Origin of the sequence: Pseudomonas sp. Yb2C2, from assembly GCF_052112325.1 — a bacterium.
GTDB lineage: Bacteria > Pseudomonadota > Gammaproteobacteria > Pseudomonadales > Pseudomonadaceae > Aquipseudomonas > Aquipseudomonas marginalis.
This window is the reverse complement of the sequence record NZ_JAVAJK010000006.1, coordinates 223,826-249,935: the sequence shown is the minus strand read 5'-3', so window position 1 is coordinate 249,935 and position 26,110 is coordinate 223,826. Positions and strand designations below refer to the sequence as shown.

Below are 26,110 nucleotides of genomic sequence, written 5' to 3'. Positions count from 1 at the left end.
ACCCACTGTGGGAGGGGGCTTGCTCCCGATGGCGTTGAGTCAGCCAGCAAATAGGTAACTGACTGAACGCTATCGGGAGCAAGCCCCCTCCCACATTTGGGTTTTCGTATGCCTGGGATTTACGCCGCACTAAACAACTTATGCGGATCAATCACAAACTTCTTCGGCACGCCCGCATCGAACTCGCCATACCCACGTGGCGCGTCATCCAGGCTGATCACCTGCACGCCGACGATCTCGGCAATGTTGATACGGTCCCACATGATCGCCTGCATCAGTTGGCGGTTGTACTTCATCACCGGCGTTTGCCCAGTGTGGAAGCTGTGGGATTTTGCCCAGCCCAGGCCGAAGCGGATGCTCAGGCTGCCCATTTTCGCGGCGGCATCCACAGCACCTGGATCTTCGGTGACGTACAAGCCAGGGATACCGATCTTGCCCGCCACGCGCACCACGCCCATCAGTGAGTTGAGCACTGTGGCCGGGGCTTCGGCCTTGACGCCGTCGTGGCCGTGGCCGCGGGCTTCAAAGCCTACGCAGTCAACGGCGCTGTCCACTTCGGGCTCGCCGAGCAGCGCGGCGATTTGTTCGTGCAGGGGGGTGTCGGTGGACAGGTCGGCAATTTCAAAACCCTGGGCCTTGGCGTGGGCCAGGCGGATCGGGTTGACGTCGCCGATGATCACCACCGCAGCGCCGAGCAGGCGTGCAGACGCCGCCGCCGCCAGGCCGACAGGACCTGCACCGGCGATGTAGACGGTGCTGCCAGGGCCAACGCCGGCAGTGACGGCGCCGTGGTAGCCGGTCGGGAGAATGTCGGAGAGGCAGGTCAGGTCACGGATTTTCTCCATGGCCTTGTCACGGTCCGGCAGTTTCAGCAGGTTGAAGTCGGCGTACGGCACCAGCACGTACTCGGCCTGGCCGCCGGTCCAGTCGCCCATGTCGACGTAGCCGTAGGCACCACCGGCACGGGCCGGGTTGACGGTGAGACAGACGCCGGTGTGTTGTTCTTTGCACGAGCGGCAGCGCCCGCAGGCGACGTTGAAGGGTACGGAAACCAGGTCGCCGATCTTCAGGTTTTCAACGTCGCTGCCCTTCTCGATCACTTCACCGGTGATCTCGTGACCGAGCACCAGGCCGGTCTGGGCAGTGGTGCGGCCGCGCACCATGTGTTGGTCGGAGCCGCAGATGTTGGTGGAGACCACGCGCAGGATGACGCCGTGCTCAATCTTCCTGCCACGGGGGTCCTGCATTTTGGGATAGTCGATTTTCTGTACTTCGACCTGGCCGTTGCCGAGATACACGACACCACGATTACCAGACATGCTTTCACCTCGCTGTTGTTTTTATGGAACTGCGTTGCCCTTTTGGGTGGGCAGCGCGTTTAAGTGCTCGGGTACAGATGCTGTTGCTTGTGTTGTTTGTCAGGGCCTCATCGGGGGCAGTCAGAGCACCACAGTCCTATTGGCGTTCAAAAACACCCGTCGCTCAATGTGATACCCAACGGCCCGGGCCAAGGTCAACCCTTCGATGTCCCGCCCCTTCGCAATCAAATCCTCGGGATAGTGACTGTGATCCACCACCTCCACACCTTGGGCGATGATCGGGCCTTCGTCCAGGTCGTTGTTGATGTAATGCGCCGTGGCACCGACCAGTTTCACCCCCTTGTTGTACGCCTGGTGATACGGCTTGGCGCCCTTGAACCCCGGCAGCAACGAGTGGTGGATATTGATGGCCTTGCCGTCCAGCTTGCGGCACAGCTCCGGCGACAGCACTTGCATGTAACGCGCAAGGATCACCAGTTCGGCGCCGGTGTCTTCCACCACTTGCCACACCTGACGCTCCTGGGACGGTTTGTCGTTAGGGTCGAGGGGGAAATGGTAGTAGGGAATTTGATGCCAGTCGGCCAAAGGTTTGAGATCGGGATGGTTGGACACCACCGCGACCACGTCCATCGACAGTTGCCCGATACGCTGGCGGTACAGCAGGTCGTTGAGGCAGTGATCGGCCTTGGAGACCATGATCACCACTTTTGGCCGGTAGTTCGGCGCCGTCAGCTCGAAGATCATGCCAAAGGCTTCACCCCGCGAGGCCAGGCCATCGCGGAACGCCTGCTCATCGAAGCCATCCGGCTGACGGAATTCCACGCGAATAAAAAACCGGCCCGAGAGGCGGTCATCGAACGAATGGTGCTCGGTGACGTAACAGCCCTGCTCGAACAGGTAGCGGGTAACCGCGTCCACCGTGCCGAGCACGCTGGGGCAGTCGGCGGTCAAAATCCATGTATCGGGTGCGCGGCTCATTACAGTTAACTCCTCATACAGCGATGCTGCTTACTGTAGGAGCGAGCTTGCTCGCGAAAAACCCAAGGGCGCCGCGTTCATTCAGGATGCGCGCGTTATCGTTGACGTTTTTCGCGAGCAAGCTCGCTCCTACAGGGTCATATCAGGCTTGAACGCTCAGGCCAAATTCGGCCGAGGCGTCCTGCAACCACAACCACCAGTAATCCGAGAAGCTGCGACGAATCACCAGCTCCCAGGTGTCTTCAGCGGTATGGCGAATCACCAGCTGCGACTTGGCGAACACCGTGCCCACCGCCTTGCCCACCGGGAAGTTGTTGGGGTGCACGTCATAGCTGGTGGACTTCATCAGCACATCGCGCACGTTCGGGCCGCTGAGTTCGAGGATCTGCTGGCCGCCGCTGACGTTGACGACTTGGATATGCAGGTCACCCAGGGCGGCGCGCAGGTTTTGTTCGGCGGCGAATTCCTCACCGCCTGGCACGATCAGCAACCACTCATCCGGGCCGAGCCATTGCAGGCTGGTTTCACCTTTGACGATGACCTGCAGGGCGCCAGGCAGTTCGATGCCCAGGGCCTTGTGCACACCGGCGGCGAAGGCGGCGTCATGGCCGTCGCCACGGATCGTGAGATGACCAAGCAATTTCTTTTCGCGCACGGTCACGCCGGCGTTCTTGCGGCCCTTGCCGACCAGGCTGGCGAGGTCGGCATGGTGCAGCGACGACTCGGCCTTGGCACCGGAGGTGGGGCGTTGCTGGTAAACATTGGCTGCTGTCATGGAGCACCTTTCCTGAATTCTGTTGTGAGGCTGATGGCCTCATCGGGAGCAAGCCCCCTCCCACATTTGAAAGTATTCACACATCAAAATGTGGGAGGGGCGGTGCGACGATTCGACTTGCTCCCGATGGCCGCGCCGCGGTCTATCAGATGTTCTGCCGATCACCCTTAGGATCAAAGAACACCGAAGACACAATCTCCGCCTCGATCACGCTGCCATCCGCCTGGGGCGAGAACACCCGCTCACCGATGCGCTTCAAGCCACCCTTGACCACGCCCATGGCAAACGAATAACCCAGGGAGTTGTGCGCGTAGCTGGAGGTGACGTGACCGACCATCTTCATCGGGATCGTCTGCTTCGGATCGAACACCAGTTGCGCGCCTTCCGGCAGCCACACGTTCGGGTCGATCGGCTTCAAGCCCACCAGTTGCTTGCGCTCTTCACGCACACAGTCTTCCCGGTTCATGCCGCGCCAGCCGATCCACGAGAACGGCTTGGTGCGACCGACACACCAGCCCATGTTCAGGTCGTCCGGGGTCATCGAGCCGTCAGTGTCCTGGCCGACGATGATGAAGCCCTTCTCGGCCCGCAGTACGTGCATGGTTTCGGTGCCGTACGGGGTCAGGTTGTACTTCTTGCCGGCCGCGACGATCTGTTCCAGCACGCCCATGGCGTAGTCGGCCTGCACGTTGACTTCGTACGACAGCTCACCGGTAAACGAGATACGGAACACCCGCGCCGGTACGCCACCCACCAGGCCTTCTTTCCAGGTCATGAACGGGAAGCCGTCCTTGTCCAGGTCGATGTCGGTGACTTCCGCCAGCAGCTTGCGGCTGTTGGGGCCGGACAGGGTCATGGTCGCCCAATGGTCGGTGACCGAGGTGAAGTACACCTTGAGGTCCGGCCATTCGGTCTGTTGGTAGATTTCCAGCCACTGCAGCACACGGGCGGCGCCGCCGGTGGTGGTGGTCATCAGGAAGTGGTTGTCGGCGAGGCAGGCGGTAACGCCGTCGTCGAAGACCATGCCGTCTTCCTTGCACATCAGGCCGTAGCGCGCCTTGCCCACGTCAAGCTTGGTCCAGGCGTTGGTGTAGATGCGGTTGAGGAACTCACGGGCATCCGGGCCCTGGATATCGATCTTGCCGAGGGTGGACGCATCCAGCAGGCCGACGCTGTCGCGCACGGCCAGGCATTCGCGTTTTACCGCAGCGTGCAGGTCTTCACCGTTGCGTGGGAAGTACCATGGGCGTTTCCATTGGCCGACGTCTTCGAACTCGGCGCCGTTTTGCACGTGCCAGGCTTGCAGGGCGGTGTAGCGCACCGGCTCGAAGATGTGCCCACAGTGCCGGCCCGCCACCGCGCCGAAGGTCACCGGCGTGTAGTTGGGGCGGAACATGGTGGTGCCCATCTGCGGGATGGTCACGTTCAGCGAGCGCGCGGCAATCGCCAGGCCGTTGACGTTACCGAGCTTGCCCTGGTCGGTGCCGAAGCCCAGCGCGGTGTAGCGCTTGACGTGTTCCACCGACTCGAAACCTTCGCGGGTGGCCAGTTCGATGGCGGCGGCGGTGACGTCGTTTTGCAGGTCGACAAATTGCTTCGGCGCCCGTGCGGTCGCTTTCTCGTGAGGCACCTGGAACAGCGCCAGGGTCGGCTCTTCCAGACGACTCAAGGCTTTTGGCAGCGTACCTTCCACCGGGGCAAAACCGGCGTCGCTGGCGGCGCGCACGCCGCCTTCAAAACCGTCGGCCAGGGAATCGCCAAGGCCGTAGACGCCGTTGATGCCACCGACGCACACACGTTTCTGCGGGGCTTCGCCCGGTACAAAGCCGAGGATGTCTTCGCGCCAGGTCGGCTTGCCGCCCAGGTGCGAGGCCAGGTGGACCACCGGGCTGTAGCCGCCGGAGCTGGCCACCAGGTCGCAGTCCAGCCATTCGCCGGGGCTGGTGACTTTATGCGCCTTGACGTCGATCGCGGCGATACGCGCAGCGGTCACGCGCTTGGTGCCACGGGCCTCGATCACGGCGCTGCCGGTGAGGATCCGAATACCTTTGGCGCGGGCTTCTTCAACCAGTGCACCGCGTGGGTTGTGGCGCACATCGGCCACTGCCACCACTTGCAGGCCCGCATCCAGCCAGTCCAATGCAACGCGGTAGGCGTGGTCGTTGTTGGTCGACAGCACCAGTTTCTTGCCCGGTGCCACGCCGTAGCGGCGCACGTAAGTGGAGACCGCACCGGCCAGCATGTTGCCCGGCACATCGTTGTTGCCGTACACCAGCGGACGCTCGCACGCACCGGTGGCCAGCACCACGCGCTTGGCACGTACACGGTGGATACGCTGGCGCACCACGCCAATCGGCGCACGGTCACCGAGGTGGTCGGTAAGGCGCTCGTGGATGGTCAGGAAGTTATGGTCGTGGTAGCCGTTGACGGTGGCGCGGGGCAGCAGCACCACGTCCGGCAGGGCTTTCAGTTCGGCGATGACACTGGCGACCCACTCGGTGGCCGGCTTGCCGTCGAGGCTTTCGCGGGAGTCGAGCAGCGAACCACCGAACTCTTCCTGCTCATCGGCAATGATCACCCGCGCACCACTGCGTGCTGCAGCCAGTGCAGCGGCGAGGCCGGCAGGGCCGGCGCCGACCACCAGCACGTCGCAATGACGGTTGAAGTTGTCGTAGGTGTCCGGATCGTTCTCGGTCGGCGAGCGCCCCAGGCCGGCGGCCTTGCGGATGTACTTCTCGTAGGTCATCCAGAACGATTGCGGGTACATGAAGGTTTTGTAGTAGAAGCCCGGCGGCATCAGCTTGCCGCCGACCTTGCCGAGGATGCCCATCATGTCGTTGTTGACGCTCGGCCAGCCGTTGGTGCTGGTGGCGACCAGGCCCTGGTACAGCGCCTGTTGCGTGGCGCGCACGTTAGGGATTTGCGTGGCTTCGGTAGCGCCGATCTGCAGCACGGCGTTCGGCTCTTCGGCACCGGCGGCAAAGATGCCCCGCGGGCGCGAGTACTTGAAGCTGCGGCCGATGATATCGACGCCGTTGGCCAGCAAAGCAGCGGCCAGGGTGTCGCCCTCGAAGCCTTTGTAGCTCTGGCCATTAAAACTGAAGGTCAGGACTTTGTTACGGTCGATCCGGCCACCGTTGGACAGGCGATTGATCTGGCTCATACCTTCTCTCCAGAGGCCTTGGCGGTGAACTGAGGCTTCTCACCGATCTTGTAGGTTTCAAGAATTTCGTAGGTCACGGTGTCGCGGGTCGCGTTGAAGTACTGGCGGCAACCGGCGGCGTGAATCCACAGTTCGTGGTGCAGGCCACGGGGGTTATCGCGGAAGAACATGTAGTCGCCCCACTGCTCGTCGGTGCAGGCATTCGGGTCCAGCGGGCGCGGGATGTGCGCTTGGCCGGACGCGTGGAATTCCTCTTCGGAGCGCAGTTCGCCACAGTGAGGACAGAAGATATGCAACATAGGGAATTTCTCCTGTTAGTGGGCGACGGCCGCAGCGCCGTGTTCGTCGATCAACGCACCGTTGTGGAAACGGTCGATGGAGAAAGGCGCCGCCAATGGGTGCATTTCACCCTTCGCGAGGCTGGCGGCAAATACGTTGCCTGAGCCCGGCGTGGCCTTGAAGCCACCGGTGCCCCAACCGCAGTTGAAGAACATGTTCGGTACCGGGGTCTTGGAGATGATCGGGCACGCATCCGGCGTGGTGTCGACGATGCCGCCCCACTGACGGTTCATGCGCACCCGCGACAGCACCGGGAACATCTCGACGATGGCCTGGATGGTGTGTTCGATCACCGGGTAGGAGCCGCGCTGGCCGTAGCCGTTGTAGCCGTCGATACCGGCGCCGATCACCAGGTCGCCCTTGTCGGACTGGCTGATGTAGCCGTGCACGGCGTTGGACATGATCACGCTGTCGATAATTGGTTTGATCGGCTCCGACACCAACGCTTGCAGCGGGTGGGATTCGATCGGCAGGCGGAAGCCCGCCAGCGAGGCCATGTGCCCGGAGTTACCGGCGGTCACCACGCCGACGCGCTTGGCGCCGATAAAGCCCTTGTTGGTTTCCACACCGATGCACACGCCGTTTTCCTTGCGGAAGCCGATCACTTCGGTCTGCTGGATCAGGTCCACGCCGAGTGCGTCGGCGGCGCGGGCAAAGCCCCAGGCCACGGCATCGTGACGAGCCACGCCGCCGCGACGTTGCACGGTGGCACCGAGTACCGGGTAACGGGTGTTTTTCGAGCAATCCAGATACGGAATCTCGTCGGCCACTTGCTTGGCATTCAGCAGCTCGCCATCCACGCCATTCAGGCGGTTGGCGCTGACGCGACGCTCGGAATCACGGATGTCCTGCAGGGTGTGGCACAGGTTGTAGACGCCACGCTGGGAGAACATCACGTTGTAGTTCAGGTCCTGGGACAGGCCTTCCCACAATTTCATCGCGTGTTCGTACAGGTGCGCCGACTCGTCCCACAGGTAGTTGGAACGCACGATGGTGGTGTTGCGCGCTGTGTTACCGCCGCCCAACCAGCCTTTCTCGACCACGGCCACGTTGGTGATGCCGTGCTCTTTCGCCAGGTAGTAAGCCGTCGCCAGACCATGCCCGCCGCCGCCGACGATGACCACGTCGTAGACCTTTTTCGGGGTCGGCGTGCGCCACATCTTCTGCCAGTTTTCGTGGTGGCTGAGGGAGTGCTTGAAGAGGCCGAAGCCCGAGTAGCGTTGCATAGTCATTACTCCAAAACCGCGCTCAGCGATAAACCGGGAAATCAGCGCACAGGGCAGACACGTGCTTGGCCACGTTGGCCTCGACGTCGGCGTCGCCGAGGTTGTCGAGGATGTCGCAGATCCAGCCAGCCAGCTCGATGCACTGCGGCACCTTGAAACCGCGCGTGGTCACCGCCGGGGTGCCGATGCGCAGGCCCGAGGTCACGAACGGCGACTGCGGGTCATTCGGCACGGCGTTCTTGTTGACGGTGATGTGGGCGCGACCGAGGGCGGCATCCGCCTCTTTGCCGGTGAGGCCCTGACGGATCAGGCTGACCAGGAACAGGTGGTTATCGGTGCCGCCGGACACTACATCGTAGCCGCGTTTGATAAACACGCTGGCCATGGCCTGGGCGTTGTCGATCACTTGCTGCTGGTAGGCCTTGAAACCGGGCTCCAGCGCTTCCTTGAAGCACACGGCTTTGCCGGCGATGACGTGCATCAGCGGGCCGCCCTGGGCGCCAGGGAAGACGGCGGCGTTGAGTTTCTTTTCAATCTCTTCGTTGGCCTTGGCCAGGATCAGACCGCCACGGGGACCGCGCAGGGTCTTGTGGGTGGTGGTGGTGACCACATCGGCGTACGGCAGCGGGTTCGGGTACAGGCCGGCGGCGACCAGGCCGGCGACGTGGGCCATGTCGACAAACAGCAGCGCGCCTACTTTGTCAGCGATAGCGCGGAAGCGTGGGAAATCCAGGGTCTTGGAGTAGGCGGAGAAACCGGCCACGACCATTTTCGGCTTGTGCTCCACCGCCAGGCGCTCGACTTCGTCGTAGTCGATCAGGCCGGTGTCGGTGTTGATGCCGTACTGCACCGCGTTGTACAGCTTGCCCGAGGACGACACTTTGGCGCCGTGGGTCAAGTGACCGCCGTGGGCCAGGCTCATGCCCAGGATGGTGTCGCCCGCATTGATCAGCGCCAGGTACACGGCGCTGTTGGCGGACGAACCGGAGTGTGGCTGTACGTTGGCGTAATCGGCGCCGAACAGTTGCTTGGCGCGTTCGATGGCCAGGGCCTCGACCTTGTCCACGTGCTCGCAGCCACCGTAGTAGCGCTTGCCCGGGTAGCCTTCGGCGTATTTGTTGGTGAGGCCGCTGCCCTGGGCCTGCATCACACGCTTGCTGGTGTAGTTCTCCGACGCGATCAGCTCGATATGATCTTCCTGACGCTGCTCCTCGGCGTTCATGGCCGCCAGCAGTGCGTCGTCATATCCCTGGATCTGGTCTTGTTTGCTGAACATCGCGTCTCTCCCAGCCTTTCGTATTGTTGAGGCCCGTGCAGGGCCCTTTGATGCGATGGTAGGGCTGGCGCAGACAGGCCAAATGCCTGCGCACGCCACGCAAAGGTGCGTTTACGACATTAGAGGAGCGCCACGAAATAAATGTGGAATAGGGCTTGTGTGGGAGGGGGCTTGCTCCCGATAGCGGTGGGTCAGCTTGCCTATGCAGTGGCTGACACTCAGCATCGGGAGCAAGCCCCCTCCCACAGGGGTCAGGCGATGATCTGACGGACCAGTAGCAGCAGGAGGAAATGCACTGGATATAAGGCATACGCCCAGCGGCGCATAGGCGGTGGCGAGACATTTTTGGCATGTCGCAATAAGACCAAGCCCGCCAACGGCGCGATCAGACACGCGACCAATCCCAGGAGCGCCACTGGCGTGGCGCTATTGAGCAGGATCTGCCATTGGTTGGCGGCCACGCAGACCCATCCTGGCAACACACTGAAGTACCAAGGCCGACGAAACACCAGCAACATCGCCAGTGGCAGCAACACACCAAAGAAACCGAACATTAAGTGCGACGAAAATACCGCCGCTATCGTGACGGCGATCAACGCCAATCCTCGATCAAAAAACGCCTTCTGCTGCCATCCTCGGGCAACCAGCAGCCCCAACGCCAAGGTGGGCAGCACGTTCAACGTATCGGCGTCCTCGATAAACAGCCGATACGGCACTTCGCTGATCACGCTGAACAGCAGCAGCCAGCCCAGGTAGCGCCACTGGCCGGTCACCGGCGCATTTCGGGCCCGGTGCAGGTTCGCCGCAATCGCCAGGCAAAACCACGGAAACGCCAGGCGCCCCGGCACATACAGGCCATCGAGGCTCAGACCGACATAACGCAGGTGGTCCAGCACCATGCTCAGCAGCGCCAGCCACTTGAGCAAATCCAAAGCGCCATCACGGACGCGTCCGACAGGCATCGTTTCAGAACCGTGCATAATTCCCCAGTGACTTTGCATTTACAGTGCGTGCGCAGCGCCAACCATCTTGGTTACAGTGCGCACCAACATCGACCACAGGAATGGGCCATGACCGACAAGAGCCAACAATTCGCCAGTGACAACTATTCGGGCATTTGCCCCGAAGCCTGGGCCGCCATGGAACAAGCCAACCAGGGTCATCAACGTGCCTACGGTGATGATGAATGGACCCACCGCGCCGCCGACGGTTTCCGCAACCTGTTCGAAACCGACTGCGAAGTGTTCTTCGCCTTCAACGGTACGGCCGCCAACTCCCTGGCGCTGTCCTCCTTGTGCCAGAGCTACCATAGCGTGATTTGCTCGGAAACCGCCCACGTCGAAACCGACGAATGCGGCGCGCCGGAGTTTTTCTCAAACGGCTCCAAGCTGCTCACAGCCCGCACCGAAAACGGCAAGCTGACCCCGGAATCGATCCGCGAGATCGCCCTCAAGCGCCAGGACATCCACTACCCCAAACCCCGCGTAGTGACCCTGACCCAGGCCACCGAAGTCGGCAGCGTCTACACCCCGGAAGAAATCCGCGCCATCAGTGCTACCTGCAAGGAACTGGGGCTGAACCTGCACATGGACGGCGCACGCTTTTCCAACGCCTGTGCTTTCCTCGGCTGCTCACCCGCCGACCTGACCTGGAAAGCCGGAGTGGACGTGTTGTGCTTTGGCGGCACCAAGAACGGCATGGCCGTGGGTGAAGCCATCCTGTTCTTCAACCACAAACTGGCGGAAGACTTCGACTACCGCTGCAAACAGGCCGGCCAGCTGGCCTCGAAAATGCGCTTCCTGTCCGCCCCTTGGGTGGGACTGCTGGAAAACGACGCCTGGCTCAAACATGCGCGCCACGCCAACCACTGCGCGCAATTGCTCAGTAGCCTGGTGGCGGATATTCCCGGTGTGGAGTTGATGTTCCCGGTGCAGGCCAACGGTGTGTTCCTGCAACTGTCGGAACCGGCGATTGCCGCGCTGACGGCCAAGGGCTGGCGCTTCTATACCTTCATCGGCAAAGGCGGTGCGCGGTTCATGTGCGCGTGGGATACCGACGAAGAGCGAGTAAGAGAATTGGCCGCAGACATCCGCGAAGTCATGGGCGCCTGACAATGACTCACTGATGTGCATAAAACAAATGTGGGAGGGAGCAAGCCCCCTCCCACATTTGGATTGTGTTGTGCCTGCTCGAGCAATCAGAACTCGATGCGCACATCGCCCTTCGGTACGCTGCAGCACGACAGGATGTAGCCTTCGGCTTCGTCTTCCTCGGTAATCCCGCCGTTGTGGTCCATCTCGACCTCACCACCCAGCTTCATCACCTTGCACGTTCCGCAAATCCCCATGCCGCAGGCTTTCGGAATCAACAGACCAAGCTTGGCCGCCGCTGCGTGGACGGTCTCGCCAGGGGCGACGCGAATGCTCTTGCCCGAGGCGATGAACTCCACCTGATGCAGATCCGCCAGGTCGATTTCCGGGGCATCCGCCGCTTGCTCGGCCTGCTCCACCGCGTCGGCGCGGGCTTCCGGCGGCGTAGCGCCGAAGGATTCCTCGTGGTAGCGCGCCATGTCGAAACCGGCGACTTCCAACAGGCGTTTCACCGCATTCATGTAGGGCGTCGGGCCGCAGCAGAACACTTCGCGCTCAAGGAAGTCGGGCACCATCAGTTCGAGCATCTTGTGGTTCAAGTAACCGCGATACCCAGCCCACGGCTCGCCCAGGCCATGCTTTTCGCAGATCAGGTGCAGGCTGAAGTTGTCGATCCGCGACGCCATATGCTCCAGCTCGCGGTGGTAGATGATGTCCTTGGGCGAGCGGGCACTGTGGATAAACGTCATGTCGACGTTGGCGTTGGTGTCGTAGAACCAGCGCGCCATGGACATCACCGGCGTGATCCCCACGCCGCCACTGAGGTACAGCACTTTCGGGCTGGGGAAGTCGATGGCATTGAACAACCCGACCGGCCCGTGCACCGCCAATTCCTGGCCTTCATGCAGGGTGTCGTGCAGCCAGTTGGACACCTTGCCGCCCGGCACACGCTTGATGGTCACCGAGAAGCTGTAGGGCACCGACGGCGAACTGGAAATGGTGTACGAGCGCATGATCGGCTGACCCTCGATCTCCAGCTCCAGGGTGACGAACTGCCCCGGCTTGAAAAAGAACAGGATCGGCTGGTCGGCCATAAAGCAGAAGGTGCGCACATCCCAGGTTTCCTGGATGACTTTGACGCAACGGACGATGTGCCGACCATTGGCCCAGGTCTGGGTGGTTACCGGATTCAGGAAATTATTGGACATGTTGTTCTCCACCGCCGACGTCGGCCTTATGGTGGCGATTCTGCGTAACGCGGGAACCGCCCATTTACCTATCTGCGACATTCACATACTTATCGCGACCAGCCCCCATGCCACGGGGGTTGCGCGTCGGGAACAGAGTGGGCCATGTCGCTCATGGATAAGGTTCGGCGCATCAGCAGCCCCACACTCGCTCCCAACAACGACGTTTTCTTTACGCCTTGCTGCAAACCTGATCAGCCACTATTCGTCGGCCACACAGAATGGCCTTGAGGACACACACGATGGACGTCACCGCAACCTTAAGCTTGGGCGATCCGCTGGAACCCGCACGCAAGGCCACCGCGCAAATGCTGCAAGAGCGCGAGCGCACGTTTTCGCTGCCGCAGCCGTTCTACTCTGATGAGCGGCTGTTTGATATCGATATGCAGGAGATCTTCCAGAAAGAGTGGTTGATCGCCGGCATGACCTGCGAAATTCCCGCCAAGGGCAACTACCTGACCCTGCAAATCGGCAAGAACCCGATCATCGTGATCCGTGGTGCCGAAGGCGTGGTGCATGCGTTCCACAACGTCTGCCGCCACCGGGGTTCGCGCCTGTGCACCAGCGACAAAGGCAAAGTCGCCAAGCTCGTGTGCCACTACCACCAGTGGACCTACGAGCTGGACGGGCGCCTGCTGTTCGCGGGCACCGAGATGGGTGCCGACTTCGACATGAAGCAGTACGGCCTCAAGCCTGTGAACGTGAAGACCGCCGGTGGCTACATCTTCATCAGCCTGGCCGAAAACCCGCCGGCCATCGATGACTTCCTGTCGACGCTGAACCATTACATGGAACCGTACGACATGGAAAACACCAAGGTGGCGATCCAGACCACCTTGTTCGAGAAGGCCAACTGGAAACTGGTGCTGGAAAACAACCGCGAGTGCTACCACTGCAACGCGTCGCACCCCGAACTGTTGAAAACCCTGCTGGAATGGGACGACGTCACCGACCCACGCGCCGACCAGGCGTTCAAGGACCACGTAGCCGCCTCTGCAGCCGCCTGGGACGCCGAGAAGATCCCTTACGCCCACGCCAGCTTCGGCCTGCGTAACCGCATCGTGCGCATGCCGCTGCTCAAGGGCACCGTGTCGATGACCCTGGACGGCAAGCAGGGCTGCGCCAAGCTGATGGGCCGCATCAAGAACCCCGACCTGGGCTCGATGCGCATCCTGCACCTGCCGCACTCGTGGAACCACTGCATGGGCGACCACATCATCGTGTTCACCGTGTGGCCGATCAGTGCCCAGGAAACCATGGTCACCACCAAGTGGATCGTGCACAAGGACGCCGTTGAAGGCGTGGACTACGACGTGGAGCGCATGCGCCAGGTGTGGGACGCCACCAACGACCAGGACCGTCGCCTGGCCGAAGAGAACCAGCGCGGGATCAACTCCACCGCCTACCAGCCTGGCCCGTACTCCAAGACCTATGAGTTCGGCGTGGTGAACTTCGTGGACTGGTACAGCGAGCGCATGTTGAACAACCTCGGCGCAGCCCCGGCGCCTTACCTCAAGGGTGTGGCTGCACACGAATAACCGATACCCACAACTCAAAACTGTGGGAGGGGGCTTAAGGCTTTTTGTAGGAGCGAGCTTGCTCGCGAAAAACTCACAAGCGCCGCGTTCATTCAGGAAGCACGCGTTATCGTTGACGTTTTTCGCGAGCAAGCTCGCTCCTACAAGAAGCGATGTACGCGACCGGCATTAGGGCCCCCTCCCACATTTGAACCTCACACTGCTTAATATTTGATCAACTCTCTCGCAGACCACTGGCAGCCTGCCCTCCAGCCTTTACCCAACAACTTATCCACAAAGCCACCCACAACAATTGTGGGCAACTGCGCTATCCAACCAAAATTAATTGAAGAAAATCCGTGACTTATTCAAGTTGACGGTTCCAACGGCACATTGATCATTTATTGATCAAAACCCTACAAGCTACGTAGAACGTGACCTGTAGCGGTACGCAAACACCTTATCCACAGAACCGCCAACAGACTTTGGGGGCAACTTCGGCAGCGCTGTGGAAAACCGCGTCAAACCTTCATATACCAAGGGTTTCAGCTATATTCCTGGGGTTTAGCGACAATTTGATCAATAAACAACCAGACGACGGAAAGCCTCTATTCATAAGGCCTGTAGCGGATAGCAAACATCTTATCCACAGAAGCGCCAACAGACTTTGGGGGCAACTCAAACCGCTGCTTCCTCCTTATCCACACAAAAAAGCACCAGAAAACCGTAACTTAGCTTGGTCGTTTTTCGTACAGGAGCTTGCAGGCCTTGATTTACGGGGCGTGTGGATAACCACCAACACCTTATCCACAGCCAGGCTCACAGCGTTTGTGGGTAACCGCACAACCTGTACAAAAAACACCCAGCATCTACACTCACCCTTGCAGTCAATTCCATGGCCTGGGTTAACGCGGAAGTCCTTGGCAGCCTGATCGGGAGGAAGAACGGTGATGTGGCAGGGCAAGCCCAGCCATCACTGCGCCAAAGGTTTTACGCTGATTGAATTACTACTGACGCTGGCCCTGCTGGCCACGCTTGCGACAGTGGCTTATCCGCTGACAGCATTGATGGGTAAACGTGATCGAGAACTGGACCTGCAACGTTCGTTGCGGGAAATCCGGCGTGCGATCGATGCCTACAAAGACGCCAGTGACGATGGCCGCATTGAAAAGAGCATCACCGACAGCGGTTATCCACCTTCCCTGCAGGTATTGGTCGAAGGCGTAACGGACAACACCCATCTGCAAGGCAACAAACTCTATTTCCTGCGACGTATTCCCCGGGACCCATTCTGCGAGTGTCCCGAGCTGGCGGCTGACAAAACCTGGCAATTGCGCAGTTACAAGAGCAGCGCCGACAACCCACAAGAGGGAGAAGATGTATTCGACGTTTCATCCCGAAGCACCCGGGAGAGCTTGAATGGAACGTCATACAGCCAATGGTGATCGGGGTTTTACCCTGATTGAGTTGCTGGTGGTCATGGCGATCATCGCCACCCTCATGACCCTGGTCACCCCGCAGTACTTCCGCCAGCACACCAAGGCCCAGGAAACCGTGCTGCGCCACAACCTGTCTTCCATTCGCCAGGCCCTGGACCAATACCGCGAGGACCACAGCGCCAATCCCGAGTCCCTGCAAGCCCTGGTGGACCGTCGCTACCTGCGCGAGATCCCCATGGACCCGCTGACCGGCAGGCGTGACACCTGGCAACTGCAACCTTCGGACGAACAAGGCCTGGGCGATGTACGCAGCGGTGCCACAGGTGCCGACACGAACGGGAGCGCCTATGCAGATTGGTAGGCACAACCAGCAGGGCTCGGTGTTCATGGGCATGTTGGTGACAGTGGCCGTGGTGGCCGTGATGCTGATGGAAGTCGGCACCCTGTGGTCCAGCGTGCTGCAGCGCGAACGCGAGCTGGAACTGCTGGCGCGGGGCAATGAAATCCGCCGGGCGATCGGGCTGTATTACGCCGCGGGCAATACCTTTCCCAAGTCCCTCGACGACTTGGTGCTCGACCGCAGGCAGCCGACCGTCATGCGCTACCTGCGCCGGGTCTACACCGACCCACTGACCGGCGCCGCCGACTGGGGCGTAGTCAGCGGGCCGGGCGACACCATCATGGGCGTATTCAGCACGGCCGCCGGCACGCCCTTCAAGCAAGGCAACGTTGCCGTCATCAATCACAGTTTTACAGGGCAAGGCAGTTATCAAGGGTGGGTGTTTCTGCATGGCACTGGGCAGAGTAACCCTGCAACCCGCATCGCTCCCATGGGAGATCAGCTGACACATTGATGCAAGCGTACAACCACACACTGATCGTTCCAGCAGTTCGGAACTTGTTTATCTGAATTGAAGGTGGACTAGAGCATGAATAACTTACAGCGGTATACGACATTGTTAATCAAGTGGGTACTGATGACACTGCTATTGGGGCCCGCACTAGTGTGGGGGCATGGGATGCTGGACTATCCCAATAGCCGCCAAGGCATATGCATATCGGCGGGCAACTATTCGTGGCCACCCGATGGTTCAGGTATCACACCCGGCGCCTGTAAAACAGCAGCGCTCATTTGGTCTAACCCATCTGATCGTTTGTACCCCCTCTCGCACTGGCATGAATTTGCCAATAATGTGGCCGATCATCGAGACTTGGAAAAACTCAAAGCGCATATCGCAGACGGAACACTCTGTTCAGCGGGCGACCAGAAGAAAAAAGGGTTCGACCTAGCACTCCCGGATTGGCAAAAAACCCCAATAAATGTAGTAAATGGGAAGATGACGATACGTATCGTCGGCTCGCAACCCCATGTACCCAGCTACGTCAGGGTATTTTTGACCCGTCCAGGTTACGTCGCTACAGCCCCATTGAAATGGAGTGATCTGCAATTAATACATACGGAAGAACTCAGCAATTATCGTACTGATTGGGCCGCAAGCGTTGCGCCAAAACCTACCCTCGTGCCTGCCCCCATCGGGTTCTTCCAATTCGATGTTCCCGTGCCCAACGGGCAGACAGGCGAAGCCATCCTTTATACCTATTGGCAGCGAGAAGATAACGGTAACGAAGGGTTCGGCAATTGTGCTGACGTCACGTTTGGCGGCACCGTCATTCCATCCCCGTGGACGCCAAAGGGCCCGTTCATTGCTCCTGACATCGCACCTAAACCAGGCGAGAGCATCAGAGTGCGTGTGTTCGGGAGTACCAGAGGCTTCACCGAGATAGTGGATGAATCCATCAGCATCACGGCAGCCAATCAAGCACCCGCTCAGTGGGGAGTTGAGCTGAAGAACCTCTTGGCCAAACATGCTCAGATTGTTCAAGTCGGTGTACTGAGCGGCAGCAGTGTGATCTTTGATCCAAGTAACATGGCCGCTAACCAGTTCTATGTTGCTAATAAGGATCATACCGTACAGATGTCGGTGGTTGACGGCGGACCTGGCCCCGTGAACCCAGCCCCACCTGTGGCACGGATTACTGGCCCGACCACATTGAAATCGGAGCAAGCCTTTACATTTAGTGGCACTGGGTCGACCGGCAGTAACGGCCCCTTGCTCTATAGCTGGACTGTTATCGGGATGAATAAGCCCTACAACCAGATGACTGTAAACGGTGTGGCGGTTACCGTTCCTCAGCCAACGGAGCACGAGGTGCGATTGCTGGTACGGGACGAGCAGAATGGCAAGACCGGCCTGGCGCGGCAGACCTTTATCGTGACCCCTTCCAGTGGCGGCGGGGACTATCCGGGCTACAAAGAAGGCACTGCGTACAACGCCGGCGATATCGTGACCAACGCGGGCGCAAACTATAAGTGCAAGCCCCACCCTTACACCGCTTGGTGTGCAGGGGCCGCGTGGGCATATGCGCCGGGTACGGGCACAGCGTGGGATCAAGCCTGGGAACGGGTGCAATGATCCATCGCTGCACATACGCATATTCAGTTAATGGATAAGCATAAGAGCCAAACGTTATAGGGCGCCTCACGGCGCCTTATATCGAGCAACGCTACAGTTGAAGATGTACTTGAATTGAAAAAGTTCTAACGCAGTCCTACCGGCGGTGCCCGCTTCACAGCGGGCCGGGAGAGTTATACACAACCGCCGTACCTTGGCACTCCCAACAGGGTATTTCCATGCGTATTCGCTCATTTATCCACAGCCCCCAGCGTGCCTTCACCTTGCTGGAACTGCTGGTCGTCCTGCTGATCATCGCCCTGCTCGCCGGCTACGTCGGTCCGAAGATGTTCGACCGCCTGGAGCTGGCCAAGGTGCAGACCGCCCAGGGCCAGATGAAGTCCCTCGCGGATGCCTTGCACCAGTACCGCCTGGATAACGGCAATTATCCTGAGGAAACCCTCGGCCTGGGTGCGCTCACCGAGCGCCCGGCCAATGCAGGCAATTGGCACGGCCCCTATTTGAAAGCGTTGCCACCCGATCCTTGGGGCAACCCTTATCTGTTCAAGAACCCCGGCACAGCGCCCAACGATGCCGAGGTCATCTCCCTGGGTCGCGATGGCAAGGCGGGCGGTGTGAACACCTACGCCGACATCGTGTACGGGCTGTAAGCCGCCATGTGCACGCTGCGAGTGGCCTTGGCCTGGCTGTGCCTTGCGGGTGTGGTCCAGGCCAATTGCTGGCAGTTGGCGGCCAGCCGTTACCACGTCGACCCGCTGCTGCTGTACGCCATCGCCAAGGTGGAGTCCGGCCTCAACCCGCTCGCGCGCAACGTCAACCGTGATGGCAGCCAAGACATCGGCCTGATGCAGATCAACAGCCGCCACTTGCCCGCACTCGCACAGTGGGGCATCACCGAACATCACCTGATAAGCCAGCCCTGTACCAGCGTTATGGTCGGCGCGTGGATCCTCGCCGGGTTTATCCGCGAACAGGGTTACAGCTGGCAAGCGGTGGGTGCCTACAACGCAGGCGCCAAGGCGGACCGGCAAGGGCGGCGCTCGCGCTATGCCCTGGCGGTGTGGCGTTACTACGGCGAGTTGCTGCAACAGCGCCAGCAACGGGCGAGGCAAATGCCATGATCGACGTTGACGCTCGCATCATCCGCGACGGCCATATGCAAACCCTGCAACTGCAAGCCCTCGACCTTGCCCAGGCGCGCCAGCAATTGCAGGCCGAAGGCGTCCACGTTGTCTCGCTGAAAGCCCGTCGCTCACTCAAACTGCCCGGCCGGCGCAGTAAGTTCGCCCTGGGCCTGTTTATCCAGGAACTGGTGGTGCTGCTGGACGCCGGCCTGGTGCTGGTGGAAGCGGTGGAAACCCTGCGCGACAAGGCGCCCGCCGGCATCAACCGGCAGGTCATGAGCGATCTGCTCGCCTCGATGTATGAGGGCAACTCGCTGTCCAGGGCAATGCAGCTCAAGCCGCAGACCTTTGCGCCGCTGTTGATTGCCACGGTGGCGTCCTCGGAACACAGCGGCCAATTGGCCGTGGCCCTGCGCCGCTACCATCATTTTGAAGCCCACCTGGCAACCGTGAAGAAGCGCGTCAGCGGCGCCCTGATGTACCCCTTGGTGGTACTCAGCGTCGGCGCGTTGATCCTGCTGTTCCTGCTGTTCTTCGTGATCCCGCGCTTTGCCTCGGTGTTCGACGCCGTGGCCGATCTGCCGGCCACCGCACGCTTTATGGTGTGGTGGGGCGCACTGGTAGACACGCGTGGCATGGAGTTGCTGCTTGGCCTGGTGCTGGCGATTGCCGCGCTGGTGCTGTTGTTGCGCAGCGCCGGGTTCAAGCGCCGCATCGCCCAGCTGTTCTGGAAGATCCCCAGCCTGGGCGCCCAACGCACGCTGTTTATCCTCGCGCGCTTTTATCGCACCGCCGGCATGTTGCTGATGGGCGGCATGCCGGTGGTCACTGCGGTGGAGCTGTCCGGTGCGCTGCTGCCCGTGGAACGCCAGGCGGACCTGCGCCAGGCCATGACCGACATCCAGGCCGGCCAGCCACTGTCCACTGCCCTCGCCCGCCATCGATTGACCACCGCCGTCGCCGAACGCCTGCTACGCGTGGGTGAACAAAGCGGTGAGCTGGCGGCGATGTGCGAGCGCATCGCGCAGTTCCACGATGAAGCGCTGGAGCGTGCCATCGAGCTGTTCAGCAAAGTCTTCGAGCCGTTGTTGATGCTGGTGGTGGGCGGGCTGATCGGCCTGATCGTATTCATGTTGTACATGCCGATTTTCGAACTGGCAGGCTCCATCCAGGGGTAGTGCGATGAGCGAACAGACACGGCAATGGCAGGCCCTTGCAGAGCAACGCGGGCTGAGCTTGTCCAATTACCTGCTGGAGGTGCTGGAGAAAGCGCCCGACCAATTAAGCACCATCGCCCAGCCCCTGGGCCTGCTTGCCATCGCCCCGGAAAACCTCAGTGAACACTGGCGCTTCGATCTGCTGGCACTGCCCCAGGCGCTGATCCATAACGTGCTGCCGGTGGATAACCACGGCCAGCCGTGCCTGGTACTGGGAGACCCTTTCACCCTGGCCAGCCGGCACTGGCTGCAATCCTCGAAAACCTTGCGTCAACTGCCCCTGGCCATGAGCCTGCCCGGCGCGGTCAAGGCCCAGTTGAGCCTGGCCGAAGCCAGCCAACGGTTGATGCAACCTTTCGGTGAGGACGACGAGAATGCCCGCGTCAGCCAGGCCGCCCAGGAAATTTCCCTGAGCAGCATCGCCCGCGACGACAACCCGGTGGTGCGCCTGGTCAACTCCATGCTGTTCGATGCCCTGCAAAGCCGCGCCAGCGATGTGCATGTGGAAACCACGCCCCAGGGCCTGGTGATCAAGTACCGCATCGACGGTGTGTTGCAGCAGATGGGCCAGGCCAGCGGCCTGGACATGGCCGAGCAGGCACTGTCGCGGATCAAGGTGTTGTCGGAGCTGGATATCGGCGAGCGGCGGGTGCCCCAGGACGGGCGTTTCAAGATGAAAATCCAGGGTCGCGAAGTGGACTTTCGCGTGTCGATCATGCCCAGCATCCACGGTGAAGATGCGGTGCTGCGGATTCTCGACAAGTCCCAGCGCGGTGAGTCCCTGAGCCTGGAAACCCTGGGGTTGAACGCCGAGACCATCGCGCGCATCCGTGTATTGGCCGGCGAACCCTATGGCATGTTGCTGGTGACCGGCCCCACCGGCAGCGGCAAATCCACCACGCTGTATGCCGCCCTGTCGGAGACCAATACCGGCGAGAAAAAGATCATCACCATCGAAGACCCGGTGGAATACGAACTGCCCGGGGTCCTGCAAATCCCGGTGAACGACAAGAAGGGCCTGACCTTCGCCCGTGGCCTGCGCTCGATCCTGCGCCACGACCCGGACACCATCCTGGTGGGGGAAATACGCGACGGTGAAACGGCCGGCATTGCGGTGCAAGCGGCGTTGACCGGGCACCTGGTGCTGTCGTCGGTGCACGCCAACAGCGCGTTCAGTGTGCTGGAGCGCTTTACCTACATGGACGTGGACCCGGCCAGCTTTGTCGAAGCCCTTAACGGCGTGGTCGCCCAGCGCCTGGTGCGGCGCATCTGCCCGGACTGCGGCACGGATGCCGCCCCCGACCCCGAGATCACCCACCTCGCCCAACTCGCCGAGGCTCAACTCCAACAGGGTCACTATCGCGTGGGCAAAGGCTGCGAGGCCTGCCGTCACACCGGCTATCGCGGCCGGCTCGCCCTGGCCGAAGTGCTGACACTGACCGACAGCATCAAGGAGGGCCTGCTCAACCGCAGTTCGGCCGCCACCCTGCGCGAACTGGCCCGTGAAGCCGGCCACGTGTTTATCCGCGACATCGCCCTGGCCCACGCCGCCCAGGGCGACACCACGCTCAAGGAGATCCACCGTGTCATTTCCCTTTATTGAGCATGTGGTGTGGCTGCACAGCGACGGCGCCGAATGGGCCGCACGACCGCGCTGGCGCGGTGCGGCAGTATGGCGTGCGCAACAGGCTGGCGAGCCATTGGCCGCCTGTGCCGAACTGCTGGAACAGGCGCCGCGCGGCCGCGTCGGGTTTCTGGACCGGGCCACGGTGCTGCTGGGCTTCCCCCATGTGCACTACCTGATGCTGGCGTGGCAAACCGGCGTGTACAGCCAGGCCGACTGGCAAGGCTTGGCCGAAGTGACCTTCAACCAACAGGCAGGCATCGACCCCGGACAGTGGCAAGTGCAAGTCGCCAACAGCACCTTTGGAGATGAACGCCTGGCGGTCGCGACGTCACGGAATTTGCTGCAAGACCTGCGGGAGTTGTTCAAGCGGCAGCACCTGCCGCTGGTGACATGCACGCCATTGTTGACGGCCGTGGCCCAACGGTACTGGCAGCAATTGCCTGACGATTGCGTGCTGGCGGTACCTGAGGCGCGAGGTCTCAGTTGCCTTTACCGGCAACAGGGTGTGGCTCAACAAGTCTGCGTGCTGCAAACCCCACCCGGCAGCCACTTGAGCGACAACCTGTTCACCGCCGACCTGCTGGCGCAACGGCACGCGGCGGCCACATGGGTCGTCGCCAATCACCCCACTGAACATTGGCTGGGGCCACTGCATCCCTGGCTCGGAGAGCCGCTGGCATGATCGCTCAGCTGAAATCACAACTCGCCGGTGCCTGGCGACAGCGGCAGGCGCCGGGCATCGACTTCCTGCCCCCCAATGCCGTCTATCGGCCGCTGGTGAGTGTGTTGTGGCTGGTCGCCGCCGGGCTTGTCTTCGTGACCTGGCAACACTGGCAGCGCATGGAGCATCAGCAACAACAGACCGACGCACTGGAGCAGCGCTTTATCGAATTGACACGTCGCCAGGAGCAATTGATCCAGGCCGCCATTCGCTTGTCACCCCAGCAGAAACAACAACTGGCCGCCTTTTCCCGACAGCAGGACACGCCCTTCGCACTGATGGACGCCGTGGCCCGGGCCTGGTCCGCGGAAGTCGCGCTGACGCGCGTGGAGGTCGACACCCAGGCCCGACTGATTCACTTGGAGTTGGAAGCCAAGGTGCTGGGCGATGCCTTTCGCTTTGTCGAACGGCTCAAGGCCCAGCCAGGTGTGCACGTGAACCTGCAACAAAGCGCACGCAAGGCCAATGACCCGCAACACCCGGTGCAGGTCAAACTTGCGGTTGGTGCAGGGTAGTCGCCCATGGACGCACTGACCCGCCACCTCCCGCGCGTGCGCTGGCACCTGATGCAATGGCAGCAGCGCCTGGGCTTTTGGGGGCTGCTGGCGTTGGGGCTGATGGCGGCAACGTTGCTGATCGAAGTCACAGTGATACATCCGGCAGGCATTGCCGACAGCCTGCGGCGCCAGGAACTGGAGGCCGGTATCGCCGAGCAGCCCCAGGATGTGCAGGTGACCGAACCGGCCGTGGTCGAACGCCTGCCCAGTGCACAGGACTTCGCCCCACGCCTGGAAAAGCTGCTGGACGTCCTCACCCGGCGCGGCTTTATCATCGAACAGACCACCCTGGCCTACTCCGCGCCCGGCGACACCGGGCTGCAACGGCTGGACGTGGACATTCCCCTCGTCGGCCCCTACGCCTTGCTGCGCGATGCCCTGGTCGACGTCGCCAATGAGCCGGCCGTGCGCATCGAACGCCTGGCCCTGGAGCGCAAGGAAATCACCAGCGGCATGTTGAACATCAGCCTCAAGGTGAGTGTGCTGGGGGTGGTGGAATGACGCTGCCGCTGTATCTGCGCGTGCTGTTGCTGCTGACCTTGATCGGCTGCGGCTGGCTGTTCTGGCAGGACACTGCGGACAACCCCGCACCCTCGCCGGTGCCAGTGATCGCCCGCCCTGTACAGGTGCCCTCGGCACCGGTTGCCGCACCTGCACCGGCGGTGGCCGAAGCCATCGACCTGTTCCCTGCCCAGACCTGGACACCTGCACCGCCGCCCATACCGGTCGACACCTCAGCGCCCAAGCCGCCGCCCCTGCCCTTCACCGTGAGCGCGCAATGGCGCTACGAGAACCAGGCGAAAATCGTCGTACTCAGCGGCAATGGCAGCCAGTACACCCTGTGCAACCGTTGCTCGGTACCCGGGCGCATCGTGCCCGGCAAGATGCTCGACGCCCATTACCGGCTGGACAAACTTACCGACACCGCCGTGGTGCTGACCTACATGCCCCTCAAGCATGTCAGCACCTTGCGGCTGGACACTCACTGACCGGCGCAGGACACGATCATGGCCATACGCACGTGGATACCCTTGAGCCTGGCCGTGGCCCTGCTCAGCGCCTGCCAGACCCAGCGGGCGATCAAGGAGAGCGACGAGTTGCGCCAGAAGGGCGACATCATCCGTTCGGTCGAAGTGCTGCAAGCCGAAGCCAGACAGGCCCCCGACGATGTGCAACTGCGCACCGCCAACTTCAGCAAGCTGGAATTGCTGGTGGCCCAATACAGCCGCGAAGCCAGCACCGCGCTGATGCGTGGCGACGATGCCGCTGCCATCCGCGCCCTGGAAACCATCCTCAAATACGACCCCAGCAACCTCGGCGCGCGCCAGGAAATCCAGAGCATCCAGGCGATGAAACAACTGCGCCCGCAACTGGCCCAGGCCTACGAAATGAAGCGCTCCAACCCGGTGGAAGCCCTCAACCTGGTGCGCCGGATCATCGCGCAAAAGCCCAACTACCGAGAGGCCCTGGACTTTCGCAATGCCCTGACCCGTGAACTGGTGAGCGCCGATTACCTCAGCGCCGACCTCTCCGAGGCCATGCGCAAACCCTTGAGCCTGGAGTTCAGCGCCCAAAGCCTGACCACGATTTTCGAGACCATTGCGCGCCTGTCGGGGGTCAACTTCGTCATCGACAAGGACGTCAATCCCAGTGCCTCGGCGAGCATGACCGCGAGCCGAACCACCGCCGAAGACGCGCTGAACCTGCTGCTGACCACCCAGGGACTGGACAAGAAGGTCCTCAACGCCAACACCCTCCTGGTTTACCCCCGCCGCCCGGACAAGGAACGGGAATATCGCGAGTTGGCCGTGCGTACCTTCTACCTCAGCCATGGCGACCCCAAGGTCATCGCCGCCGAGATCAAACAGGTGCTCAAGCCCAAAGAGGTGCTGGTGGACGAACGCCTGAACGCGGTGATCGTGCGCGATGGCCTGGATACCCTGAGCGCCGTGGAAAAACTGGTGGAAGCCATTGATATCGCACAATCGGAAGTGACCATCGACATCCAGGTGCTGGAGGTCAGCCTGACCGACGAGTTGAACCTGGGCATCCAGTACCCGGAGAGCATCGGCCTGTCCGTGGGCAACCTGGCCAACGTGCCTGCCGGGCTGGCGGGTATCCCACTCAGCGCATTGCGCGGGATCAACGGCGACAACATCCTGCTCGACGCGGGCAGTACCTCGGCGCGCATCAATATGCTGCAACGCAGCGGCAACACCGTGACCCTGGCCAACCCCAGGGTGCGGGTGCGCAACCGCGAAGAAGCCCAGGTGAACATCGGCGACAAGATCCCCGTGGTGACCACCACCACCGCCAACCAGATCACCACCTCGTCGGTGTCCTACCAGGACGTGGGACTGCAGATCACGGTCAAGCCGAACATCAGCCTGAGCGATGAGGTGAACCTGGAGCTGAACGTGGAAATGAGCCATATCACCAAGCGTATTCCCGGCTCGGAAAACGTACCGGCCACCTTCGAACTCGGCTCACGGGCCACCAAGACCCTGCTGACCGCGCGCAACAATGAAACCCAGATCGTCTCGGGGCTGATCCGCACGGCGGACGTCGACGAGGGCTCGGGGCTGCCATGGTTGAGCCAGATCCCGTGGATCGGCAAGAAGCTGTTCGGCACCAACCAGAATACCCAGCAGAAAACCGAGATCATCCTGCTGCTGACCCCGAGGATCGAACGCAACCTGGACCTGCCGATTGCCCAGATCAGCACCTTCCACAGCGGCACCGAGGCGCGCAGTTCGACCCAGGGCATGATCCTGCGCGACACCACCGACAAAATGATCCTCAAGCCGATTGGCGGCGACCCCACGCCGGCGCTGCCACCGCCGATGCAACAGCCGGATGCCACCTGGCAACCCCTGCCGCCACTGCTGCCGGATCTGGTGCCCAAGCCTGCGCCCGAACCTGCGCCCCAATGAAGATCCAATGTGGGAGGGGGCTTGCCCCGATTGCAATGTGTCAGTCTCAGTATCCTTGACTGGTCCACCGCTATCGGGGGCAAGCCCC

Annotated in this window: 24 protein-coding genes; 15 read left to right on the top strand and 9 right to left on the bottom strand. The window is 61.4% G+C overall.

Annotated features, from left to right (window positions below; genetic code table 11):
- Nucleotides 1-119: 119 nt before the first annotated feature.
- The 8 genes from fdhA to Q8X51_RS10885 all read right to left on the bottom strand — a co-directional run bounded on the left by fdhA (nt 120) and on the right by Q8X51_RS10885 (nt 10,056).
- Nucleotides 120-1,319, bottom strand: a complete 1,200-nt coding sequence (fdhA, locus tag Q8X51_RS10920) for a formaldehyde dehydrogenase, glutathione-independent (RefSeq protein ID WP_053130983.1) — start codon at nt 1,317-1,319, stop codon at nt 120-122.
- 120 nt (nt 1,320-1,439) lie between these two features.
- Nucleotides 1,440-2,297 (bottom strand): formyltetrahydrofolate deformylase, encoded by an 858-nt coding sequence (purU, locus tag Q8X51_RS10915; RefSeq protein WP_057702207.1) that lies wholly within the window; start codon nt 2,295-2,297, stop codon nt 1,440-1,442.
- 142 nt (nt 2,298-2,439) lie between these two features.
- Complete coding sequence (locus tag Q8X51_RS10910) at nt 2,440-3,072, bottom strand: sarcosine oxidase subunit gamma (RefSeq protein ID WP_027605977.1); 633 nt, start codon at nt 3,070-3,072, stop codon at nt 2,440-2,442.
- A 145-nt stretch (nt 3,073-3,217) separates the two neighbouring features.
- Entirely contained in the window at nt 3,218-6,235 is a 3,018-nt protein-coding gene (locus Q8X51_RS10905) for a sarcosine oxidase subunit alpha (RefSeq protein ID WP_065925439.1), read from the bottom strand.
- A complete protein-coding gene (locus Q8X51_RS10900) occupies nt 6,232-6,534 on the bottom strand; it encodes a sarcosine oxidase subunit delta (protein WP_003194855.1) in 303 nt (100 codons plus the stop codon). Before Q8X51_RS10900 ends, Q8X51_RS10905 begins: the two co-directional genes overlap by 4 nt.
- 15 nt (nt 6,535-6,549) lie before the next feature.
- Nucleotides 6,550-7,800, bottom strand: a complete 1,251-nt coding sequence (locus Q8X51_RS10895) for a sarcosine oxidase subunit beta (protein ID WP_010207084.1) — start codon at nt 7,798-7,800, stop codon at nt 6,550-6,552.
- Nucleotides 7,801-7,822: 22 nt separating this feature from the next.
- Complete coding sequence (gene glyA, locus Q8X51_RS10890; RefSeq protein WP_065947481.1) at nt 7,823-9,076, bottom strand: serine hydroxymethyltransferase; 1,254 nt, start codon at nt 9,074-9,076, stop codon at nt 7,823-7,825.
- A gap of 251 nt (nt 9,077-9,327) precedes the next feature.
- Entirely contained in the window at nt 9,328-10,056 is a 729-nt protein-coding gene (locus Q8X51_RS10885) for a TraX family protein (RefSeq protein WP_065925441.1), read from the bottom strand.
- A 90-nt stretch (nt 10,057-10,146) separates the two neighbouring features.
- Between Q8X51_RS10885 and Q8X51_RS10880 the strand changes: the two genes are divergently transcribed.
- On the top strand, nt 10,147-11,187 hold the full coding sequence (locus Q8X51_RS10880; RefSeq protein ID WP_027605982.1) for a threonine aldolase family protein: 1,041 nt from the start codon (nt 10,147-10,149) through the stop codon (nt 11,185-11,187).
- An 86-nt stretch (nt 11,188-11,273) separates the two neighbouring features.
- Here Q8X51_RS10880 and gbcB read toward each other — a convergent pair whose 3' ends face one another.
- On the bottom strand, nt 11,274-12,374 hold the full coding sequence (gene gbcB / locus Q8X51_RS10875) for a glycine-betaine demethylase subunit GbcB (RefSeq protein WP_065925442.1): 1,101 nt from the start codon (nt 12,372-12,374) through the stop codon (nt 11,274-11,276).
- Between the two features lie 281 nt (nt 12,375-12,655).
- Here gbcB and gbcA point away from each other — a divergent pair, with 281 nt between their 5' ends.
- The 14 genes from gbcA to Q8X51_RS10805 all read left to right on the top strand — a co-directional run bounded on the left by gbcA (nt 12,656) and on the right by Q8X51_RS10805 (nt 26,022).
- Nucleotides 12,656-13,951: a glycine-betaine demethylase subunit GbcA gene (gene gbcA, locus Q8X51_RS10870; protein ID WP_065925443.1), complete on the top strand. Its 1,296-nt coding sequence runs from the start codon at nt 12,656-12,658 to the stop codon at nt 13,949-13,951.
- A 929-nt stretch (nt 13,952-14,880) separates the two neighbouring features.
- A complete protein-coding gene (locus tag Q8X51_RS10865; RefSeq protein ID WP_074847786.1) occupies nt 14,881-15,375 on the top strand; it encodes a type II secretion system protein in 495 nt (164 codons plus the stop codon).
- On the top strand, nt 15,350-15,730 hold the full coding sequence (locus Q8X51_RS10860) for a type II secretion system protein (protein ID WP_065925445.1): 381 nt from the start codon (nt 15,350-15,352) through the stop codon (nt 15,728-15,730). Before Q8X51_RS10865 ends, Q8X51_RS10860 begins: the two co-directional genes overlap by 26 nt.
- Entirely contained in the window at nt 15,717-16,223 is a 507-nt protein-coding gene (locus Q8X51_RS10855; RefSeq protein WP_407693651.1) for a type II secretion system protein, read from the top strand. The genes Q8X51_RS10860 and Q8X51_RS10855 overlap by 14 nt, the downstream gene beginning before the upstream one ends.
- A gap of 75 nt (nt 16,224-16,298) precedes the next feature.
- Nucleotides 16,299-17,843, top strand: coding sequence for a lytic polysaccharide monooxygenase (locus Q8X51_RS10850; protein ID WP_407693652.1), 1,545 nt, complete (start codon nt 16,299-16,301; stop codon nt 17,841-17,843).
- A gap of 218 nt (nt 17,844-18,061) precedes the next feature.
- On the top strand, nt 18,062-18,493 hold the full coding sequence (gene gspG / locus Q8X51_RS10845) for a type II secretion system major pseudopilin GspG (RefSeq protein WP_407693653.1): 432 nt from the start codon (nt 18,062-18,064) through the stop codon (nt 18,491-18,493).
- A gap of 6 nt (nt 18,494-18,499) precedes the next feature.
- A complete protein-coding gene (locus Q8X51_RS10840; protein WP_407693654.1) occupies nt 18,500-18,964 on the top strand; it encodes a transglycosylase SLT domain-containing protein in 465 nt (154 codons plus the stop codon).
- Nucleotides 18,961-20,145, top strand: coding sequence for a type II secretion system F family protein (locus tag Q8X51_RS10835; protein ID WP_407693655.1), 1,185 nt, complete (start codon nt 18,961-18,963; stop codon nt 20,143-20,145). The genes Q8X51_RS10840 and Q8X51_RS10835 overlap by 4 nt, the downstream gene beginning before the upstream one ends.
- A 4-nt stretch (nt 20,146-20,149) precedes the next feature.
- On the top strand, nt 20,150-21,787 hold the full coding sequence (locus tag Q8X51_RS10830) for a GspE/PulE family protein (RefSeq protein ID WP_407693656.1): 1,638 nt from the start codon (nt 20,150-20,152) through the stop codon (nt 21,785-21,787).
- Nucleotides 21,768-22,493: a hypothetical protein gene (locus tag Q8X51_RS10825; RefSeq protein WP_407693657.1), complete on the top strand. Its 726-nt coding sequence runs from the start codon at nt 21,768-21,770 to the stop codon at nt 22,491-22,493. The genes Q8X51_RS10830 and Q8X51_RS10825 overlap by 20 nt, the downstream gene beginning before the upstream one ends.
- On the top strand, nt 22,490-23,047 hold the full coding sequence (locus Q8X51_RS10820) for a hypothetical protein (RefSeq protein WP_407693658.1): 558 nt from the start codon (nt 22,490-22,492) through the stop codon (nt 23,045-23,047). Before Q8X51_RS10825 ends, Q8X51_RS10820 begins: the two co-directional genes overlap by 4 nt.
- 6 nt (nt 23,048-23,053) lie before the next feature.
- Nucleotides 23,054-23,590: a hypothetical protein gene (locus Q8X51_RS10815; protein WP_027605995.1), complete on the top strand. Its 537-nt coding sequence runs from the start codon at nt 23,054-23,056 to the stop codon at nt 23,588-23,590.
- Nucleotides 23,587-24,078, top strand: coding sequence for a hypothetical protein (locus Q8X51_RS10810; RefSeq protein WP_065947488.1), 492 nt, complete (start codon nt 23,587-23,589; stop codon nt 24,076-24,078). The genes Q8X51_RS10815 and Q8X51_RS10810 overlap by 4 nt, the downstream gene beginning before the upstream one ends.
- Before the next feature lie 18 nt (nt 24,079-24,096).
- Nucleotides 24,097-26,022: a secretin N-terminal domain-containing protein gene (locus Q8X51_RS10805; RefSeq protein ID WP_065925454.1), complete on the top strand. Its 1,926-nt coding sequence runs from the start codon at nt 24,097-24,099 to the stop codon at nt 26,020-26,022.
- Nucleotides 26,023-26,110 lie beyond the last annotated feature (88 nt).

Excerpts from the sequence above, each read along its gene's own strand:
- fdhA (WP_053130983.1), bottom strand. The coding sequence starts at position 1,319 with ATGTCTGGTAATCGTGGTGTCGTGTATCTCGGCAACGGCCAGGTCGAA.
- purU (WP_057702207.1), bottom strand. The coding sequence starts at position 2,297 with ATGAGCCGCGCACCCGATACATGGATTTTGACCGCCGACTGCCCCAGC.
- Q8X51_RS10910 (WP_027605977.1), bottom strand. The coding sequence starts at position 3,072 with ATGACAGCAGCCAATGTTTACCAGCAACGCCCCACCTCCGGTGCCAAG.
- Q8X51_RS10905 (WP_065925439.1), bottom strand. The coding sequence starts at position 6,235 with ATGAGCCAGATCAATCGCCTGTCCAACGGTGGCCGGATCGACCGTAAC.
- Q8X51_RS10900 (WP_003194855.1), bottom strand. The coding sequence starts at position 6,534 with ATGTTGCATATCTTCTGTCCTCACTGTGGCGAACTGCGCTCCGAAGAG.
- Q8X51_RS10895 (WP_010207084.1), bottom strand. The coding sequence starts at position 7,800 with ATGCAACGCTACTCGGGCTTCGGCCTCTTCAAGCACTCCCTCAGCCAC.
- glyA (WP_065947481.1), bottom strand. The coding sequence starts at position 9,076 with ATGTTCAGCAAACAAGACCAGATCCAGGGATATGACGACGCACTGCTG.
- Q8X51_RS10885 (WP_065925441.1), bottom strand. The coding sequence starts at position 10,056 with ATGCACGGTTCTGAAACGATGCCTGTCGGACGCGTCCGTGATGGCGCT.
- Q8X51_RS10880 (WP_027605982.1), top strand. The coding sequence starts at position 10,147 with ATGACCGACAAGAGCCAACAATTCGCCAGTGACAACTATTCGGGCATT.
- gbcB (WP_065925442.1), bottom strand. The coding sequence starts at position 12,374 with ATGTCCAATAATTTCCTGAATCCGGTAACCACCCAGACCTGGGCCAAT.
- gbcA (WP_065925443.1), top strand. The coding sequence starts at position 12,656 with ATGGACGTCACCGCAACCTTAAGCTTGGGCGATCCGCTGGAACCCGCA.
- Q8X51_RS10865 (WP_074847786.1), top strand. The coding sequence starts at position 14,881 with ATGTGGCAGGGCAAGCCCAGCCATCACTGCGCCAAAGGTTTTACGCTG.
- Q8X51_RS10860 (WP_065925445.1), top strand. The coding sequence starts at position 15,350 with ATGGAACGTCATACAGCCAATGGTGATCGGGGTTTTACCCTGATTGAG.
- Q8X51_RS10855 (WP_407693651.1), top strand. The coding sequence starts at position 15,717 with ATGCAGATTGGTAGGCACAACCAGCAGGGCTCGGTGTTCATGGGCATG.
- Q8X51_RS10850 (WP_407693652.1), top strand. The coding sequence starts at position 16,299 with ATGAATAACTTACAGCGGTATACGACATTGTTAATCAAGTGGGTACTG.
- gspG (WP_407693653.1), top strand. The coding sequence starts at position 18,062 with ATGCGTATTCGCTCATTTATCCACAGCCCCCAGCGTGCCTTCACCTTG.
- Q8X51_RS10840 (WP_407693654.1), top strand. The coding sequence starts at position 18,500 with ATGTGCACGCTGCGAGTGGCCTTGGCCTGGCTGTGCCTTGCGGGTGTG.
- Q8X51_RS10835 (WP_407693655.1), top strand. The coding sequence starts at position 18,961 with ATGATCGACGTTGACGCTCGCATCATCCGCGACGGCCATATGCAAACC.
- Q8X51_RS10830 (WP_407693656.1), top strand. The coding sequence starts at position 20,150 with ATGAGCGAACAGACACGGCAATGGCAGGCCCTTGCAGAGCAACGCGGG.
- Q8X51_RS10820 (WP_407693658.1), top strand. The coding sequence starts at position 22,490 with ATGATCGCTCAGCTGAAATCACAACTCGCCGGTGCCTGGCGACAGCGG.
- Q8X51_RS10815 (WP_027605995.1), top strand. The coding sequence starts at position 23,054 with ATGGACGCACTGACCCGCCACCTCCCGCGCGTGCGCTGGCACCTGATG.
- Q8X51_RS10810 (WP_065947488.1), top strand. The coding sequence starts at position 23,587 with ATGACGCTGCCGCTGTATCTGCGCGTGCTGTTGCTGCTGACCTTGATC.
- Q8X51_RS10805 (WP_065925454.1), top strand. The coding sequence starts at position 24,097 with ATGGCCATACGCACGTGGATACCCTTGAGCCTGGCCGTGGCCCTGCTC.